Origin of the sequence: Chelativorans salis (assembly GCF_025336525.1) — a bacterium.
GTDB classification, from domain to species: Bacteria; Pseudomonadota; Alphaproteobacteria; order Rhizobiales; family Rhizobiaceae; genus Chelativorans; species Chelativorans salis.
Genome location: NZ_JAOCZP010000007.1, coordinates 220,125 through 236,532, shown reverse-complemented (window position 1 = coordinate 236,532; position 16,408 = coordinate 220,125). Strand labels below are relative to the sequence as shown.

Sequence of the window (16,408 nt, the reverse complement as noted above, 5' to 3'; positions counted from 1 at the left end):
ATCGGCAGCCGCGCAACCGCGGCTTCCATATCGAAAAGCCTTACGCGCTGCAAGAAGCACGACGGCTGAGTAGTTTCTTGGTTTGAGTTTCGTCTCTCGACCCGTTGCGCCCTCAGATGCTTCTGCGGGGGAGGTCGTGATAGAGCCCTTTGCGGGTTGCTGCGCTCCTGCCTCGGTAAGACGCCCAGAAAAGCCGACTGCACAAATCTATCTCATTCCTGATTGGTATTCCGTGATCACCAATCTTTTGGGATGGCGGACTTTAGCAGTCTGGCCTCGCTTATCGCTCCAGGCATACCTGCCGTAGCTCGAAGCCCCTGCCGTTGGCAAAAGCGCAATGTGGTGAGCTTGTCGTTCGTCGTCATGACCCAGAGAGAGGAAATTCCTTGCTCTCGCACGCCAAGGGCGACCGGCACCACTATTCCAGAATGACGACGGCTTCCACCTCGAAGAGCATGGGATCAATTGCAAGCTTGGGAACGGGAATCAGAGTCTGCGCCGGCAGCGCCTCGCCGAACATTTCCTTGACGTTCCTGGTCAATACCTCAAGCTTGGACATATCGTGATCGACCACGAAGGTCGTGAGCTTGGCGACCTGATCCGGCCTGGCACCGAGCGCATCAAGGACGGTGCGCAAATTTGCGTAGGCCTGCTCAACCTGAACAGCGAAGTCGGGCGACAAGGCCCCAGTGCTGTCTTGACCGCCCTGTCCGGAGATGTAGGCCACCCGGCCTCCGCGGGGCGCGATCACCGCTGTGCTGTAGCCATTCGGCGACGGGTCGTAGAGGTTTTTTGGATTGACGATGGTCAGCTCGAGATCATTCTCATTTGCTGTCGTCGCCGCGGGAACACCCATGGTCATGATGACTAGTCCTCCGATAAGCAGATGCTTGATTGTGCGTGACATGATTTTCTCTTGGCTCTGCGGACCTGCGAGCAACGTAGCGTCGCGGCCGGCATGATGGACTTCGACCCATATCGGGGGTTGCCTCGTACAATGTACCATTCCATTACACCGTACGACGTACGAGTCAATCGTTCGGGATCGACATTCGTCGCGTTGCCGGCCAAAATCGACGTTCTGACCAGTGAGGAAACGCATGGCAGCCAAACGAAGCGGCGCCCAGAACAAACAATTCCAACAGACAAGCGTGCGGCTCCAGCCCGTGCAGGAAGCGAGCAGAGAACCGCTTCTCTCTCGGGAACGTATCGTGGCGACCGCGGTAGAACTGCTGGACGCCCAGGGAATTGGCGGATTGACGATGCGTCGGCTGGCTGATCGCCTCGGCTCGGGCGTAATGAGCCTGTATTGGCACGTCGACAACAAAGAGGATGTCTTTGATCTGGCGCTTGACGCGGTGCTCGAATATCGCGGACCGCCGCAAACGATTGAGCCTCAGGACTGGCGTGGAGAAGTCGTCCATATGCTCGAAGACTGGCGCGCAAGCATGCTGCGCCATCCTTGGTCGGCATCGCTGTTGCCGCGCCGGGCGCTCGGCCCGAACATCCTCAGTCGCCTGGAACTGCTGAGCAAGACCTTGTCCAGAGCCGGTGTAGCGGACGCAGAATTGAACGCCGCGATATGGTCGCTCTGGAACTATGTGATGGGCGCCACCATCACCCGGGCGAGCTTCGACCTCTCGGACGACGAAAGGGCCACCGCGCAGCTGCGCCTAACACGTCTCAGCGAACGCTATCCGACAATTGAGCGCTCTCGTCTGCTGTTGGATAACGATTGGGATGGCGCCTTCCGGAAAGGCCTCGACTTCCTGCTCGATGGCCTTGCCCCGAGACAATGAAACATTCGTCATTTCCTGGACGAGACGGTGCCGGATTACGCGGATGGACGGCAGCAAAGTCCGCATCGCGACCGTTCGCGATGATCGCAGCGGGCGGCCGCTGCCCACCCACAGCCGAAACTCAACCCGCGGCACTACCCCAACGGCTGAGGGCGAACACCCCCTCCTCCGCCGGATATGAGACTATGAGGGGAGGAAATTTCCCGCCTTGACATCGTACCTCTACTACCCGACTTGATGCCTTCGCGAGAGGAGACCACGCCCATGCCTGAGGCCCAACGTACGACGATCGACGCCGGCGAAGTCGAACGCTTCTCCGCGCTCGCAGCGGAGTGGTGGAACCCCAACGGCAAGTTTCGCCCGCTGCACAAGTTCAATCCGGTGCGTCTTGCCTATATCCGTGACCACGTGGCCGCCCATTTCGGCCGCGACCCGCGTGCCGCCCATCCGTTTGAAAAGCTGCGCTTTCTCGACATCGGCTGTGGCGGCGGCCTTCTGTGCGAGCCGATGGCGCGGCTGGGTGCCGAGGTCGTCGGCGCCGACGCTTCGACGACCAATATCGAGGTTGCCAGGCTGCATGCCGCGTCAAGCGGCGTGAAGGTGGACTATCGTGCGGAGACCGCCGAAGCGCTCGCCGATCAGGGCGAAAAATTCGACGTCATCCTCAATATGGAGGTGGTCGAACATGTGGCCGACGTCGAATTCTTCATCGGCAAATGCGCCGAGATGCTGAAGCCCGGCGGCATCATGTTCGTTGCCACCATCAACCGCACCCTGAAGGCGTTGGGGCTTGCCATCATCGGTGCCGAATATGTGCTGCGCTGGCTGCCGCGCGGCACGCACCAATACGGCAGGCTGGTGCGCCCGGAGGAGATGGAGCGCGCGCTCACCGCCGCCGGTCTCGTCATGAAGGACCGCACGGGCGTCATCTACAATCCCCTCTCCGACCGCTGGCAGCGCTCACGCGACATGGACGTGAACTACATGGTGCTTGCCGAAAAGCCGAAGGCCGAAGACCTGAGTTGAGCTCTTTCACGCATTTCGTGCTATCTACGGCTTTCGGAAGAGGGGAGGAAGCCATGGATGCCAGCGACCTGCGCCGTCTTGCGCTCGGCCTGCCGGAGACGGAGGAGAAGTCCCACTTCGGCAAGGCCGACTTCCGCGTGAAGAACCGCATCTTCGCCACCCTGCCCGGCGATGACACGGGAGTGGTGAAGCTGACGCCCGAGGAACAGCAGATGGTGGTGGCGAGCGAGCCGGGCGTCTTTACGCCCGTCAAGGGCGGTTGGGGGCTGAAGGGCTGGAGCCAGGTGCGGCTTGCCGAGGCCGATCAGACGACACTCGAAAGTGCGCTGCGGATGGCCTGGCGCAACGCGGCGCCGGCGGGACTGAGGAAGCGGGTGGAAGGGGACGCGGGTTAGGTCCGGCTCTTGGGCCACGTGGAAAAAGATGGCGCTCTTTCGCGCCCCCTCTCTCCTCCCGGACATCTCCCCCACGACGGGGAGATTACGCTGGCCGCTTTACCTGCACTTCTTCTGCAACGTGGACGATTGGCGAAGACCCGTCCGCGACGGCCAATCTCACCCCTCGTGGGGGAGATGTCCGGCAGGACAGAGGGGGGCGTGGAGGGGTGCCGTTCTTATGTATCTGACGGCAGAGCGCCCTAATTCCGATCCTCCGGAAACACCGGCAGCGGCATGAACTCCACCCCGTCCTCGGCGAGCCCCTTTGCCTCCTCCGGCGTCGCCTCGCCATAGATGCCGCGCGCTTCCACCTCGCCGAAGTGGATCTTGCGCGCCTCTTCGGCGAACTTGCCGCCCACATAGTCGGCGTTCTCGCGGACCTTTTCCGAGAGTGCCTTGAGCTGGGCCAGCGCCTTCTTCTGCTCTTCGTTCATGCCGAGCGCCATCTGTGGCTTCTTACTTCCCTTCGAGACCGCCGGCGCCATCAGCGCCTTTTCCACCTCTTGCGAGCCGCAATGGGGGCAGGAGACGAGCTTGCGGCTCTTCTGCGCTTCGAAATCCTCGCCGTTGCGGAACCACGCTTCGAACGCGTGCTCCTTCTCGCATATGAGCTCGAACCGGATCATGACGCGGCCCTCGCATGCTCATAGGCGGCCTCGGACACGGTGAAGTCCCGTGCATTCTTCAGATTAGGGATCTTCGCCCGTGCCTGGGCCACCGCGCCCGGCACGATATCGGCAACGACCACGGCCGGTTCGCCATGGTCTGCCTCGGCTATGACACGTCCCCACGGGTCGACAACCAGCGAATGGCCGTAGGTCTCGCGGCCGTCCTCGTGCAGGCCGCCTTGCGCGGCGGCGATCAGCCAGGCGCCGTTTTCGATGGCGCGGGCGCGGGTGAGCACGTGCCAGTGCGCCTCGCCCGTCTGGCGGGTAAAGGCGGCGGGCACCGTCAGCACCTCGGCGCCGGCCAGCGCCTGGGCACCGAAGAGCTGCGGGAAACGCAGATCGTAGCAGATGGAAAGGCCGAGCCGCGCGAAAGGGAGCGCGGCCACCACCGTCTCCCCGCCCGGCGCATAGGTGGCCGATTCGCGCCAGCTCTCGCCCTTGTCGAGATCGACGTCGAACATGTGGATCTTATCGTAGGTGGCAATCAGCGTCCCATCCGGGCCGAACAGGAAGGCTCGGTTGGCGACCTTGCCGCCGCCGAGCGGGATGGCCGTCGAGCCGACGTGGACGAAGAGCGACAGCTCGCGGGCGAGTTCACCTGCTCGCCGCACCAGAAGATTTTCCGCAGCCGGCCGGATGCGTTCGATAAGCGTGGCGCGGTCGCGCACGAGGATGCCGGTCATCTCCGGGCTTTGCACATAGACGGCACCCTGACCTGCCGCCTCGCGCACCAGTGCCTCGAAGGCAGCGACATTGCCCTCGACGTCCGTGCCCGAGCGCATTTGCAATGCCGCGACGCGCACCGTGCTCATGCGCCGGCCCTCTCTACACCCTGCGCCTCGAGCAGGGGATCGAGCTTGCCGTCGCGTTCGAGCGCGTGGAGCTCGTCCGCTCCGCCGACATGGATGTCACCGACGAAGATCTGCGGGAATGTGGAGCGCCCGTGTGCGCGGCGCATCATCTCCTGGCGCAATTCCAGGGAGAAACTGGCGTCCTGCTCGGTATAGCCGACGCCTTTTCTTTCCAGAAGCCGCTTCGCTGCGGAGCAGTAGCCGCAGCCCATGCGGGTATAGATGGTCACATTCGCCATGATATCGTCCGTCATTCCTCGACGCCTATATATGGCTCTGCCTCGGCGGACGCAAAGTCTCCCGGCAGGACGCGCGCGAAGGTCAGCACGTCGACCTGGCGCACGCCCACGCGCTTCAAAGCCCGTGTCGCCGCGGAGACGGTGGCTCCGGTGGTATAGACGTCGTCGACGAGGATCACCCGCCGCCCCTTGAGCGCCGAAGCGCCCTGCGGCGGCACAGCGAAGGCGCCGCGCACATTGGCCTCGCGCTCACGTGCGCCGAGGCCCACCTGCTGGCGGGTGATGCGGCGGCGGAGAAGTGCGGAGGGGAGATAGTCGAGACCGGCAAGCCGGGCGAAGGCACGTGCAAGCTCTGCCGACTGGTTGAAACGGCGCAGGAAGAAGCGCCGCCGGTGGAGCGGCACCGGCACCACCACTGCCCCATCACCGACCAACTCGCTGGCTGCGCGCAGCATCCAGCGCGCCATCCATGGCGCCAGGTCAATGCGGTCGGAGAACTTCAGCCCCTGCACCAGGCGCCGCGCCACGCCATCATAGGCGACCGCCGCCCGCGCCCGCGCGAATGGCGGCGGGTCGGCAATGGCTTCCGCGGAGAGAAATCCTTCGCCCATATCATAGCCGAAGGGTGTGCCCATCACCTGGCACCACGGCCTTTCCAGAAACCGCATCCCCGGCCAGCATTGAGCGCACAGCGTGCCGGGTGCGGCGACCAGGTTGCGGCAGCCCAGGCACACGGGCGGAAACAGCAGGCGCGCCGGCCACACCCGCGCCATCTCGCCTGCCTGCCGAAAGAGCCCCATGCTTGCCTGCCAGCAAATTCCACCCACCTTTGCCACCATAGCAGTTTTGTGCCATTGCGCACGCCGGAACGAGTACGGACGAAGATGGACACGGTTTTCGACACGGAACTCCTGCTTGCCCGCAAGCGCCGCGCGCTGGAGAGCGGCGACGAGGGTGCGCAGTTCCTCATGCGGCGGGCGGCGGAGGATCTCGGGGAGCGGCTGGCGACCGTGGAGCGGCATTTTTCATGCGCGGCGGCCATCTTCTGCCTTACCTCCCATACCGCCGATGCGATCAGGGAGAGCGGGAAGGCTGGCGATGTCCTGCGCGTTGAGAACGATGAGCGCCTGCTTTCAGGTGATGAGGAGGGCATAGTCGCCGCACCGGAGACGGTCCCCCTAGAAGCGGAAAGCCTGGACCTGGCCGTTTCGCTCATGACGCTGCACGAGGTGAACGACATTCCCGGACTGCTCCTGCAAATCCGCCGCGCGCTCAAGCCGGACGGCCTCTTCCTTGCCGCCATGGCGGGTGCGGGCACGCTGGGCGAGTTGCGGCAGAGCCTGTTGCTGGCGGAGACCGAGATCAGCGGCGGGGCCGCGCCGCGCGTCAGCCCCTTCGCCGACGTGCGCGACGCCGGGGCTCTTCTGCAACGCGCCGGCTTCGCGCTGCCCGTCGCCGACCTGGAGACGGTGACGGTGCGCTACGATACCATGTTCGACCTGATGCGCGACCTGCGCGCCATGGGCGCGGCCAATGCGCTGACGGAGCGCAGCCGGAGGCCGGCGACGCGCCGGCTCTTCCTGCGCGCCGCGGAGATTTACCAGGAGCGCTTTGCCGATCCCGATGGGCGCATCCGCGCCACCTTCAACATCGTCTGGCTCTCCGGCTGGGCCCCGCACACCTCGCAGCAGAAGCCGCTCAAGCCCGGCAGCGCCAAGGTATCGCTGAAAAGCGTGCTGTCGGGCGGGAGGGACAGCAAGGCGGGATAGTTGCGGCATTGTGGAGCAAGCGCCACAAACGCAGTCATGCGAGCAAGCGCCACAAATGCAGCCATGCGAGATTGCGGTTCTCAAGTCCCTCGAATCAACTGAAAATGATGCCCATGATTCGAGGGAAAACAGACCGTGAAGATAGCCGCTGCTCAAACCATTGTTTCAAAGGATCTGTCTGAAAACGGGGCAACCATCCAAGTGCTCTTGGATGCCGCCTCAGAAGGTGTGAAACTGGTCAACTTCTGCGAGGGCGCTCTTTCAGGATACTCAAAGGCCCAGATAGCCGCTCCCGATGACTGGCTGTCCTTTGACTGGAACGCGCAGGAAGCCGAGCTGCGGCGCATCGCCACTCTCTGCGGCAAGCTTGGCATTTTCGCAGTCGTCGGCGGAGCGCACATGCTGTCGGCGACTTCCCGCCCTCACAACAGCCTTTACGTCTTCTCGGCATCAGGCGATTTGCTCACGAGATACGACAAGAGGTTCCTCTCGAACAGCGAGATCAATGATTGGTACACGCCTGGCACCGATCCGATCGTCTTCGAAATCGATGGCTACCATTTCGGTTGCGCTATCTGCATAGAGTCCCAGTTTCCCGAAGTGTTCGCCCAATACGAGCGTCTCGGAGCCGATGCCGTGCTCTTTTCCTCCTACGGAATTCCTGAACATTTTCAGATCGCGCTTCGTGCACACGCGGGATTGAACTGTTTGTGGATCAGCGCCGCAACACCTGCGCAAAAGGCACAGGAAGGGCCTGCTGGCATCATCGGACCAGACGGCAACTGGTCGGCACTTTGTCCAGCATCACCTACCTCCTGTTATACGGTCGCGGTTTTGGATCGTGAGGACCCGGACTACGATATCCCTCTTCAAAAGGCCCGCCCATGGCGTGCAAAGGCCCGTTTAGGCGAGATCTATCGGGAAAAAATGGTGGAAGACACCAGAAGTCAGAACAGAAGCACATATTGAAGCGTGCGCGGGACTCTGGCTTGATGCAATTGGCTGCAGACCCCGACGCTCCATAACGCCGGATACTTGCAGCGCCGGCTCAGTTGGTGGCGGCGGTCACTTCGTCGGCGACGTTGTCGTAGGTTGCGCCCACATAACGGCCGAGCTCGGTGACACCGGTGACGATCGCCAGCACCAGGATACCCGCGATCAGCGCGTATTCGACCGCGGTCGTTCCGTCTTTGCTTGCCAGGAACTTTTGGAGCATTGCCGGCCTCGCCCTTACTGCGCGCCGACACTTGCATGGAGATGTTAAGAATCCTTAACCCACAGACAGATTCTCAACACGCCCCCCGTCTCGTGCCGTCGGCACGGATGATGCAGACGGCCTGCGGCGAAGGCTGCAGCACGCTGCGGCGCACGGTATAGGCGCTGTCCCTGTTGCCCACGGTCCCCGTCGTCATGCGATCGACAGTGGGTTTGAAGAGTGCGGAATTGTGCGTCCGGCGTTCCAGAAGGGGGGTGAGGATCAGCGCCAGCGCGATTGCCACTGAGCCGAAGAGCAGCGTTACCCGCAGCACGCCCATCCCGAAATTGCTAACGCGCACCCAGTTGTCGCGGCCATCTTGTGGCCCTTCGCTCATAGAACCCATGGTCTTCCCGCCACCGCCGACCTTTGCAATAGGCGGCCACTGCCGCCGATTAAGGAAAGTTCTCATCTTCCGCTAAAGGAACGATTAACACTCCGTGCAGCTCTTCGTTTTTTGGCACAGGCGGAGCGAATAGCGAAATTAGCGAAAGGAGATGACGGCGCCCCTCGCCATCACTCCCCTCCCCTATAAGAGGTCGATCAGGAAGGGGATGAGCGGCTCGTCGGCGGGCGGCATGGGATAGTCGCGCAGGCGCTGTGGGCGCACCCACTTGAGAGCCTGCACCTCGCGTGGCTCCGGCACGCCCCAGAAGCGCCGGCACACGTAGAGCGGCATGAGCAGGTGAAAGTCCGTGTATGTATGGCTGGCGAAGGTGAGCGGCGCCAGGCAGGCGATTTTCGTCTCGACGCCAAGTTCCTCGTGGAGTTCGCGCACCACCGTTTCCTCCGGCGTCTCGTCAGCCTCCACCTTGCCGCCGGGAAACTCCCACAGGCCAGCCATCGCCTTGCCTTCCGGCCTTTGGGCAATGAGCACGCGGCCATCGGCGTCGATAAGTGCGCAGGCCGCAACGAGAAGGATCGGTTTCACTGCCGCCTCCATTGCCTCAGGCCCTGCCGGCCGGCTGCCGGTAGTGATAGCGGTAGACCTCGGTGAAGCCGAGAGAACGGTAGAGACCGAGCGCAGCCGCGTTCTCCGCCTCCACCTGGAGCCAAGCTTCCGCCGCGCCGCGCAGATGCGCCCATTTGAGCGCCGAAAGGAGCATGCGCCGGCCGAAGCCCTTGCCGCGCTGGCCCTCCGCTGTCGCCACCTCGAAGAGCCCGGCGAGTACGCCGTCATGTACGCAGATGGCGGTTGCCACCGGTGCGTCATCCTGCTCGAGGATGAACAGGCCGGCTCCGGGCTTGATGGAACTGATCACCTCGGTAAAGCCCGGCCTGAGCTCCGCGTCGTAGCCGTGCACCTGGAATGCGGCGGAGACGAAGCGGCTCAGGTCCTTGAGCGGAATCTGGTGCATCGCCTCGCCGACAGTCTTCTCGCCCAGCGGCAGGCGCATAACCAGCGATTGACCAGCAGCGGCCCACCCCCGCGCATCAAGATGCCTTGAAATGGCCGGTGAGGAAAGCGGCGAGATGCGGAAGGTGAGCGGTCGGCCGTAAGCCTCGAAACGCCGCGCCGCCTGCTCGATGCGCTCATCGAGATCGTGGTCGTCCCCCGGGTCGAGCGGATTGATCGAGTTGAGGCGCCGCGCCGGGTGGCTCGCCGTCAGCCGCACGGCCCACGTCCGGTCGTAGTGCACCGACGTTGCCGGCCAGGCGCGGAAACCCGCGCCCTCGAAGCGGCGGATGGTCGCCAGTTCCTCGGTCGCCCGCTGCCCCACCGCGCTCATCAACTCCTGTAGTCACCGTTGATGGCGACATATTCCTTGGTGAGGTCGCACGTCCACACCGTCGCCTTGCCGCGGCCGATGCCCAGATCGACGCGGATGGCGATCTCGTCGCGCTTCATATAGGCCGACGCCTGCTCCTCGGAATAATCCGGGTCGCGCTCGCCCTCGTGCGCCACGCGTATATCGCCGAACCAGATGGCCAGCAGATCCCGCTCCGCGGGCTCGCCCGCCTTGCCGACGGCCATCACCACGCGGCCCCAATTGGCGTCCTCGCCGGCGATCGCCGTCTTGACCAGCGGCGAATTGGCGATGGAAAGAGCGATGCGCTTGGCCGAACGCGCCGATTTCGCCCCCGTCACCGTCACCTCAACCTGCTTGCGCGCACCCTCCCCGTCGCGCACCACCTGAAGGGCCAGCTTTTTCAGAACCTGCCCCAGCGCCCGGCGGAAGGGCGCGAGAGCCGGGTCCTTCGCATCCGTGATCCACGGCGCTCCGCGCGCCGCCGCCTTGGCGGTGGCAAACAGCATCAGCGTATCGCTGGTCGAGGTATCGCTGTCGACCGTCACGGCGTTGAACGTCTTCGCCGTCCCCCTGGACAGCAATTCCTGCAGCACGGGCGCGGCGATCGGCGCATCGGTGGCGACGAAGGAAAGCATGGTCGCCATGTCCGGCGCGATCATGCCCGCCCCCTTGGCAATGCCGTTGATGACCACCTCGGCCCCGCCCAGCCGTGCCGTCGCCGTCACGAACTTCGGATAGGTGTCGGTGGTCATGATGGCGTGCGCAGCCTCCTCCCAGCTGTCAGGCGCCGCGCGCTCCACGAGGTCGCCGAGCAAATGCGCGAAGCTGCCCGCTGCGAGCGGTTCACCAATGACGCCGGTGGAGGCGAGGAATACTTCACCCTCGCCTGCCCCCACCGCCTTCGCTGCCGCCTCGGCCGTTATCGCCGTGGCGTCGCGGCCCTTGCGGCCGGTGAAGGCGTTGGCGTTGCCCGAATTGACAACCAGGATGCGCGCCCGGCCGCCGGGAAGGTTGCGGCGGCAGAATTCGACCGGTGCGGACGGGCATCTGGAGCGAGTGAAGACGCCAGCGACCTCGGTGCCCTCATCGAACACCATGACCATCAGGTCTTTCCGGCCTTTGTATTTGATGCCGGCCTCGGCGGTGGCAATGCGCGCGCCCCCGACGACCGGCATCTCAGGATAACGTTTTGGCGCCAGCGGCGAGACGGCTGCGGACATGAGCATTTCCGGAGGCAGATAACGGACTTATTCGCGCCTTCGTCTGCCCTATAGAGCTAGCCGACGCAAGCTCAAACCGCTTCTGGGGTGGGTGATCGGGGGGTGCGCCCCTTCGCGCCCTCCTCCGTCCTGCCGGACATCTCCCCCACGGGGGGAGATTGGCCGTCGTGGGTGGTTTCGCCAATCGCTAACGTTGCAGGAAGGGCGCCAGAACGAGCGGCAAGCGCAATCTCGCCACCTGTGGGGGAGATGTCCGGCAGGACAGAGGGGGCAAGACGCGTGCCGGCATTTCCCGATCGGCCACGCCCAAAGAACTACCGCACCGGCGGATTGAGGAAGCTTCTAAAGGTGCGTTGGACGAAGGGAATCAGTCCCCAAATCATTGAGGCCACCATGATGGGGACGATCAACAAGGTGCGCTGCCATAAAAGCCAACCCTCGGTGATCGGAAAGATCAGGTAAAGGAGGCCTGTGATCAGGGGATAGACACCGAAAAGAAGAAGCACGGCGAAGCGTGGACGCGAGAAGCGGGTGACGGCGGGTTGCAGGGCGACGGAGGCATGGCTGTGGGCGTTCATGAGCATCTCCAATAGAAACGAAACGTTCCGTTATTTAAAACGGACCGTTTCGTTTCGTCAAGGTGCTGTGCTACCCTCGAAAGAAAAAAGTGAGAACGGATGGAAAAGGACGAGGAACCGCAGCGCCGCTCGATTGGCGCCCGCCGCAACCCGGAAACGGAGAAGGCGATCCTTCAGGCTGCCCATGAAGTCCTGCAGGAGGCCGGCTATGCCGGGTTTTCCATCGAAGCGGTCGCCCGCAGGGCACGGGCGGGAAAACCCACCATCTACCGCTGGTGGCCGAGCAAGGGGGTCCTCCTGCTCGCGGTCTATCACCTGCATAAGCGCGCGTTCACGCACCACGATACCGGAGACCTGGAGAAGGATCTTCTTCTCTTCCTCTCCGCCTTGTTCAACTATTGGCACCGCACCCCTTACGCCGACTTCTTCCGTTCGATATTGGCCGAGGCGCAGGCAGACGAGGCGACGTCGGACGCGGTGGCGGACTATGCGAGGGAGAGATGCGCCCAGATCGCCGAAGTGTTCGAACGGGCACGCCGGCGAGGCGACCTTGTTCCCGACGCCGAGCCGCTCGTCGCCGCGGAACTGGTGCTCTCCTTCGCCTGGACGCGCCTCATTCAGAACCGGCTGGAGATCAGCGATGAAGAGCTCCGTTCGGTCGTGCGCTCGCTGGTGCGGGGGGTCTTGAAGTCCGGCGCGGGGTAGTTCTCGAAAGCGTTCCGTCTCAGGCGGATAAGCTGGCGCACGTCGCGCCGGCCTTCCCATTCAATGGCGCCCATGCAAAGCAAAACGGCCCCGAAAGATCCGGGGCCGTTGATGGTATGGACGAGAATGGAAGACGTGGCCTATTCGGCCGCCTCGCCGCCTTCCTCCTGCTGGCCCGTCTGCTGGCGGAAGAGCTTGTCGACGGAGGACTTCAGCTCCTCGTTGGGAATGTCGACCTCCGCCGCGTTGCGCAGCGAGGCCACCGCGTCGATATATTTATCCCGGATGACGAGCGAGCGGATCTGGTTCTCTACCTGCTCAAGCGCCGGCGGCTCCTGGGTGCGCTTGTCTTCCACCTTGATGACGTGCCAGCCGAACTGGGTCTTGACCGGCTCTTTGGTGTAGCTGCCAGGCTCCAGCGCGAAGGCCGCCTGTTCGAACTCCGGCACCATGCGGCCTTTCGTGAAATAGCCGAGGTCGCCGCCGTTGTTCGCCGAGCCATCCTTGGACTTTTCCTCGGCGATCGCGGCGAAGTCGCCACCTTCATCGAGCTGCTTGATAATCTCCTTCGCCTCTTCCTCGCTCTCGACAAGGATATGGCGGGCCTGCACCTCCTCCGGCGGCGTCAGCTTCGCCACCTCCTCGTCGTAGCGGGCACGCACCTCTTCGTCGGTGGTGGGCTCGACGACGTTCTGGTCGATGAAGGCGCTGTGGAGAGCACGCTCGCGCAGGAAGGCGATACGGCGCTGGAAATCCTCGCTCTGGTCGATCTCCTGCTTTTCCGCCTCCGAGGCGAACAGCCGCACGTCGATGACGGCCGAGAGAGCGGCGGCGCGGCGCTGTTCCTCCGGCAACTGGCTGAATTGCGGGTCGAGCTCCTGTTCGGCCAGCGCCAGATCGGTTTCGGTGATGGGCTCGCCGTTGAGCGTGGCAACCACCTGGTCTTCCTGCGCCATGGATGGGGCGCAACCTATGACGGCGATCATGGCCACCGCACCGGCGCGCGCTAGGAGAAAACGGCGGAAGGAATGATGCATTGAGAAGTTCTCCAGTCGTAGGGCTTGAAGGTGTTTACCGAACAGATGGGGTCGCGCACCCAAACCATCCAGAAATATGGCGGAATTTTGCGGTCTGACGCAGGTTTCGCGCAACGTTGACATCGCAGGTGGCCCCTCTTATCTCTCCTTCGACCTTGCGTCCAGAATACATTTCCGGGCGCATTTCCTGCTGCCTTCGGCTCTGGCTTGAAACTGGCGGAGTGAGCCGGCATTCGTTGCCGGCATATCGAGAATTGAAAGGACCTATGATGGTCAATCTCGGCGGCCTCGCCCGCAAGATCTTCGGCTCAGCGAATGAACGCCGCGTCAAGGGCATGCAACCACGTGTCGAAGCGATCGGCGCGCTCGAAGGTGAGATGCAGGCGCTTTCCGACGAGGCGCTGCGCGGCAAGACCGAGGAGTTCCGCAAGCAACTGGCGGACGGCGCTGAACTGGAGCAGCTTCTGGTGCCGGCCTTCGCCGTGGTGCGCGAGGCTTCACGCCGGGCGCTGGGCATGCGCCCCTTCGACGTGCAGCTCATCGGCGGCATGGTGCTTCACGAGGGTTCCATCGCCGAGATGAAGACCGGCGAAGGCAAAACGCTGGTCGCCACGCTCCCCGTCTATCTCAACGCCCTTGCCGGCAAGGGCGTCCACGTCGTCACGGTCAACGACTACCTCGCCCGCCGCGACGCCGAATGGATGGGCAAGATCTACGGCTTCCTGGGATTGACCACCGGCGTCATCGTCCACGGCATGAGCGATGACGAACGCCGCGCGGCCTACGCCAGCGACGTCACCTACGCCACCAACAACGAGCTCGGCTTCGACTATCTGCGCGACAACATGAAGTATGAACGCGCGCAGATGGTGCAGCGCGGACATAACTTCGCCATCGTCGACGAGGTGGACTCGATCCTGATCGACGAGGCGCGCACGCCGCTCATCATCTCCGGTCCGCTGGACGACCGCTCCGAGCTCTACAACACCATCGACACCTTCGTCCTGAAGCTGGAGGAAGGCGATTACGAGGTCGACGAGAAGCAGCGCACCGCCACCTTCACCGAGGAAGGCACGGAGAAGGTGGAAGAGATGCTGCGCGAGGCGGACCTCTTCAAAGGGGAATCCCTCTACGACGTCGAGAACGTCGCCATCGTCCACCACCTCAACAACGCGTTGAAGGCGCACAAGCTCTTCCAGCGCGACAAGGACTACATCGTCCGCAACGACGAGCTCATCATCATCGACGAGTTCACTGGCCGCATGATGCCGGGACGGCGCTATTCGGAAGGCCTGCACCAAGCGCTGGAGGCCAAGGAGCACGTCAAGATCCAGCCCGAGAACCAGACGCTCGCCTCCATCACCTTCCAGAACTATTTTCGCATGTACGGCAAGCTGGCCGGCATGACCGGCACGGCGGCGACGGAAGCGGAGGAGTTCGGCAACATCTACGGCCTGGACGTCGCCGAAATCCCCACCAACCTGCCGATCCAGCGTCTCGATGAGGACGATGAGGTCTACCGCACGGTTGAGGAGAAGTTTCGGGCCATCGTCAAGGAAATCAAGGACGCGCGGGACAAGGGCCAGCCCATCCTCGTCGGCACCACCTCCATCGAAAAGTCCGAGTTCCTGGCCGAGCGCCTGCGCCAGGAGGGCGTCAAGGATATCGAGGTCCTGAACGCCCGCCACCACGAGCGCGAGGCCTTTATCGTCGCCCAGGCCGGCAAGCCCGGTGCCATCACCATCGCCACCAACATGGCCGGCCGCGGTACCGATATCCAGCTTGGCGGCAACCCCGATATGCGCATTGCCGAGGAGCTGGGCGACATGGAGCCCGGCCCCGAGCGCGAGGCCAAGGAAAAGGCCATCCGCGAGGACGTGCAGAAGCTGAAGGAGCAGGCGATCGCCGCCGGCGGCCTCTACGTGCTTGCCACCGAGCGCCACGAAAGCCGCCGCATCGACAACCAGCTTCGCGGCCGCTCCGGCCGCCAGGGCGACCCTGGCCGCTCCAAATTCTACCTGTCGCTTCAGGACGACCTGATGCGCATCTTCGGCTCGGACCGCATGGACGGCATGCTGCAGAAGCTGGGGCTAAAGGAGGACGAGGCCATCGTCCACCCCTGGATCAACAAGGCGCTTGAGAAGGCACAGAAGAAGGTCGAGGCCCGCAACTTCGACATCCGTAAGAACCTCTTGAAGTTCGACGACGTCATGAACGACCAGCGCAAGGTGGTCTTCGAACAGCGGCTGGAGCTGATGGACGGCGAGAACCTCGGCGAGACCGTCGCCGAGATGCGCGAGGACGTCATCGACGAGCTGGTGGTCCGCCACATCCCGGAAAAGGCCTATGCCGAGCAGTGGGACGCCAAGGGTCTGAAGGAAGGTGTTCTGGCGAGCCTCAATCTCGACCTGCCCATTGAGGAGTGGGTGCAGGAGGAGGGCATCGCCGAGGACGACATCCGCGCCCGCATCACGGAGGCCGCCGACAAGGCGGCGGCCGACCGCGCCGAGCGCTTCGGCCCCGACATCATGACCTATGTCGAGAAGTCGATCCTCCTACAGACGCTGGACGGCTTGTGGCGCGAGCATCTGGTCAACCTCGACCACCTGCGCTCTGTCGTCGGCTTCCGCGGCTACGCCCAGCGCGACCCGCTCAACGAGTACAAGACCGAGGCTTTCGAGCTCTTCCAGGCTATGCTTGGCAATCTGCGCCAAGCGGTGACGGCGCAGCTCATGCGCGTGGAACTGGTACGCGAGGCCGCCGACGCCCCCCCGCCCGAGGCGCCCGCCATGGAGGCCCATCACATCGACAGCACCACGGGCGATGACGAGTTCGAGGGCGACACGATGACCCTGCCGCGCGTGGAAACCCGCGCCGTCCCGGCCGAGGAGCGCGACCCCAACGATCCCGCCACCTGGGGCAAGGTCGGCCGCAACGAACCCTGCCCCTGCGGCTCCGGCAAGAAGTACAAGCACTGCCACGGGGCGTTTGCGTAGGCGCAAATTCTTCCGGTCACGCCAGGACTTTACCGTCCCTGGTTACTGTAAGACAGCTGCCAGGTGACGCGCCGGAA

General features: G+C 63.6%; 19 protein-coding genes. 7 read left to right on the top strand and 12 right to left on the bottom strand.

What is annotated here, in order from left to right:
- Window positions 1–418: 418 nt before the first annotated feature.
- Window positions 419–907 carry a RidA family protein gene (locus tag N5A92_RS20925; protein WP_260906014.1) on the bottom strand — a complete coding sequence of 163 codons (489 nt, stop codon included), beginning with the start codon at window positions 905–907 and terminating at the stop codon, window positions 419–421.
- Window positions 908–1,100: 193 nt separating this feature from the next.
- Between N5A92_RS20925 and N5A92_RS20920 the strand changes: the two genes are divergently transcribed.
- The 3 genes from N5A92_RS20920 (at window position 1,101) to N5A92_RS20910 (ending at window position 3,220) form a co-directional block, all read left to right on the top strand.
- Window positions 1,101–1,799, top strand: a complete 699-nt coding sequence (locus tag N5A92_RS20920; protein WP_260906011.1) for a TetR/AcrR family transcriptional regulator — start codon at window positions 1,101–1,103, stop codon at window positions 1,797–1,799.
- Between the two features lie 264 nt (window positions 1,800–2,063).
- Entirely contained in the window at window positions 2,064–2,825 is a 762-nt protein-coding gene (gene ubiG, locus N5A92_RS20915; protein WP_260906010.1) for a bifunctional 2-polyprenyl-6-hydroxyphenol methylase/3-demethylubiquinol 3-O-methyltransferase UbiG, read from the top strand.
- Between the two features lie 53 nt (window positions 2,826–2,878).
- A complete protein-coding gene (locus N5A92_RS20910; RefSeq protein WP_260906008.1) occupies window positions 2,879–3,220 on the top strand; it encodes an MmcQ/YjbR family DNA-binding protein in 342 nt (113 codons plus the stop codon).
- A gap of 242 nt (window positions 3,221–3,462) precedes the next feature.
- Here the strand turns inward: N5A92_RS20910 and N5A92_RS20905 are convergent, their stop codons facing one another.
- From N5A92_RS20905 to N5A92_RS20890, 4 genes are read right to left on the bottom strand one after another with little or no spacing between them, the layout of a single operon-like run.
- Window positions 3,463–3,888, bottom strand: a complete 426-nt coding sequence (locus N5A92_RS20905; RefSeq protein ID WP_260906007.1) for a DUF1178 family protein — start codon at window positions 3,886–3,888, stop codon at window positions 3,463–3,465.
- Complete coding sequence (locus tag N5A92_RS20900; protein WP_260906005.1) at window positions 3,885–4,742, bottom strand: carbon-nitrogen hydrolase family protein; 858 nt, start codon at window positions 4,740–4,742, stop codon at window positions 3,885–3,887. Before N5A92_RS20900 ends, N5A92_RS20905 begins: the two co-directional genes overlap by 4 nt.
- Window positions 4,739–5,020, bottom strand: a complete 282-nt coding sequence (grxC, locus tag N5A92_RS20895) for a glutaredoxin 3 (RefSeq protein WP_260906052.1) — start codon at window positions 5,018–5,020, stop codon at window positions 4,739–4,741. The genes N5A92_RS20900 and grxC overlap by 4 nt, the downstream gene beginning before the upstream one ends.
- A gap of 11 nt (window positions 5,021–5,031) precedes the next feature.
- Window positions 5,032–5,820 carry a ComF family protein gene (locus N5A92_RS20890; protein ID WP_260906004.1) on the bottom strand — a complete coding sequence of 263 codons (789 nt, stop codon included), beginning with the start codon at window positions 5,818–5,820 and terminating at the stop codon, window positions 5,032–5,034.
- Between the two features lie 84 nt (window positions 5,821–5,904).
- Between N5A92_RS20890 and N5A92_RS20885 the strand changes: the two genes are divergently transcribed.
- Window positions 5,905–6,789 (top strand): methyltransferase domain-containing protein, encoded by an 885-nt coding sequence (locus tag N5A92_RS20885; protein WP_260906002.1) that lies wholly within the window; start codon window positions 5,905–5,907, stop codon window positions 6,787–6,789.
- Between the two features lie 135 nt (window positions 6,790–6,924).
- Window positions 6,925–7,758 carry a carbon-nitrogen hydrolase family protein gene (locus N5A92_RS20880; RefSeq protein ID WP_260906000.1) on the top strand — a complete coding sequence of 278 codons (834 nt, stop codon included), beginning with the start codon at window positions 6,925–6,927 and terminating at the stop codon, window positions 7,756–7,758.
- Between the two features lie 79 nt (window positions 7,759–7,837).
- On the opposite strand, the gene N5A92_RS20875 is transcribed toward N5A92_RS20880, so the two are convergent.
- The 6 genes from N5A92_RS20875 to N5A92_RS20850 form a co-directional block, all read right to left on the bottom strand.
- Entirely contained in the window at window positions 7,838–8,005 is a 168-nt protein-coding gene (locus tag N5A92_RS20875; protein ID WP_260905998.1) for a Flp family type IVb pilin, read from the bottom strand.
- Between the two features lie 73 nt (window positions 8,006–8,078).
- A complete protein-coding gene (locus N5A92_RS20870) occupies window positions 8,079–8,381 on the bottom strand; it encodes a hypothetical protein (protein ID WP_260905997.1) in 303 nt (100 codons plus the stop codon).
- A 192-nt stretch (window positions 8,382–8,573) separates the two neighbouring features.
- Window positions 8,574–8,987 (bottom strand): (deoxy)nucleoside triphosphate pyrophosphohydrolase, encoded by a 414-nt coding sequence (locus tag N5A92_RS20865; protein ID WP_260905995.1) that lies wholly within the window; start codon window positions 8,985–8,987, stop codon window positions 8,574–8,576.
- A 4-nt stretch (window positions 8,988–8,991) separates the two neighbouring features.
- Window positions 8,992–9,774: a GNAT family N-acetyltransferase gene (locus tag N5A92_RS20860; protein ID WP_260905993.1), complete on the bottom strand. Its 783-nt coding sequence runs from the start codon at window positions 9,772–9,774 to the stop codon at window positions 8,992–8,994.
- A complete protein-coding gene (argJ, locus tag N5A92_RS20855; RefSeq protein WP_260905991.1) occupies window positions 9,774–11,015 on the bottom strand; it encodes a bifunctional glutamate N-acetyltransferase/amino-acid acetyltransferase ArgJ in 1,242 nt (413 codons plus the stop codon). The genes N5A92_RS20860 and argJ overlap by 1 nt, the downstream gene beginning before the upstream one ends.
- Before the next feature lie 314 nt (window positions 11,016–11,329).
- Window positions 11,330–11,593, bottom strand: a complete 264-nt coding sequence (locus N5A92_RS20850) for a putative antibiotic biosynthesis monooxygenase (RefSeq protein WP_260905989.1) — start codon at window positions 11,591–11,593, stop codon at window positions 11,330–11,332.
- Window positions 11,594–11,692: 99 nt separating this feature from the next.
- Here N5A92_RS20850 and N5A92_RS20845 point away from each other — a divergent pair, with 99 nt between their 5' ends.
- Complete coding sequence (locus tag N5A92_RS20845) at window positions 11,693–12,298, top strand: TetR/AcrR family transcriptional regulator (RefSeq protein WP_260905987.1); 606 nt, start codon at window positions 11,693–11,695, stop codon at window positions 12,296–12,298.
- 140 nt (window positions 12,299–12,438) lie between these two features.
- On the opposite strand, the gene N5A92_RS20840 is transcribed toward N5A92_RS20845, so the two are convergent.
- Entirely contained in the window at window positions 12,439–13,335 is an 897-nt protein-coding gene (locus tag N5A92_RS20840; RefSeq protein ID WP_260905985.1) for a peptidylprolyl isomerase, read from the bottom strand.
- A 269-nt stretch (window positions 13,336–13,604) separates the two neighbouring features.
- Here N5A92_RS20840 and secA point away from each other — a divergent pair, with 269 nt between their 5' ends.
- Window positions 13,605–16,331: a preprotein translocase subunit SecA gene (gene secA / locus N5A92_RS20835; RefSeq protein WP_260906050.1), complete on the top strand. Its 2,727-nt coding sequence runs from the start codon at window positions 13,605–13,607 to the stop codon at window positions 16,329–16,331.
- The last annotated feature ends 77 nt before the right edge of the window (window positions 16,332–16,408 follow it).

Coding starts and splice junctions, on each gene's coding strand:
- N5A92_RS20925 (WP_260906014.1), bottom strand. CDS start 907: ATGTCACGCACAATCAAGCATCTGCTTATCGGAGGACTAGTCATCATG.
- N5A92_RS20920 (WP_260906011.1), top strand. CDS start 1,101: ATGGCAGCCAAACGAAGCGGCGCCCAGAACAAACAATTCCAACAGACA.
- ubiG (WP_260906010.1), top strand. CDS start 2,064: ATGCCTGAGGCCCAACGTACGACGATCGACGCCGGCGAAGTCGAACGC.
- N5A92_RS20910 (WP_260906008.1), top strand. CDS start 2,879: ATGGATGCCAGCGACCTGCGCCGTCTTGCGCTCGGCCTGCCGGAGACG.
- N5A92_RS20905 (WP_260906007.1), bottom strand. CDS start 3,888: ATGATCCGGTTCGAGCTCATATGCGAGAAGGAGCACGCGTTCGAAGCG.
- N5A92_RS20900 (WP_260906005.1), bottom strand. CDS start 4,742: ATGAGCACGGTGCGCGTCGCGGCATTGCAAATGCGCTCGGGCACGGAC.
- grxC (WP_260906052.1), bottom strand. CDS start 5,020: ATGGCGAATGTGACCATCTATACCCGCATGGGCTGCGGCTACTGCTCC.
- N5A92_RS20890 (WP_260906004.1), bottom strand. CDS start 5,820: ATGGGGCTCTTTCGGCAGGCAGGCGAGATGGCGCGGGTGTGGCCGGCG.
- N5A92_RS20885 (WP_260906002.1), top strand. CDS start 5,905: ATGGACACGGTTTTCGACACGGAACTCCTGCTTGCCCGCAAGCGCCGC.
- N5A92_RS20875 (WP_260905998.1), bottom strand. CDS start 8,005: ATGCTCCAAAAGTTCCTGGCAAGCAAAGACGGAACGACCGCGGTCGAA.
- N5A92_RS20870 (WP_260905997.1), bottom strand. CDS start 8,381: ATGAGCGAAGGGCCACAAGATGGCCGCGACAACTGGGTGCGCGTTAGC.
- N5A92_RS20865 (WP_260905995.1), bottom strand. CDS start 8,987: ATGGAGGCGGCAGTGAAACCGATCCTTCTCGTTGCGGCCTGCGCACTT.
- N5A92_RS20860 (WP_260905993.1), bottom strand. CDS start 9,774: ATGAGCGCGGTGGGGCAGCGGGCGACCGAGGAACTGGCGACCATCCGC.
- argJ (WP_260905991.1), bottom strand. CDS start 11,015: ATGTCCGCAGCCGTCTCGCCGCTGGCGCCAAAACGTTATCCTGAGATG.
- N5A92_RS20850 (WP_260905989.1), bottom strand. CDS start 11,593: ATGAACGCCCACAGCCATGCCTCCGTCGCCCTGCAACCCGCCGTCACC.
- N5A92_RS20845 (WP_260905987.1), top strand. CDS start 11,693: ATGGAAAAGGACGAGGAACCGCAGCGCCGCTCGATTGGCGCCCGCCGC.
- N5A92_RS20840 (WP_260905985.1), bottom strand. CDS start 13,335: ATGCATCATTCCTTCCGCCGTTTTCTCCTAGCGCGCGCCGGTGCGGTG.
- secA (WP_260906050.1), top strand. CDS start 13,605: ATGGTCAATCTCGGCGGCCTCGCCCGCAAGATCTTCGGCTCAGCGAAT.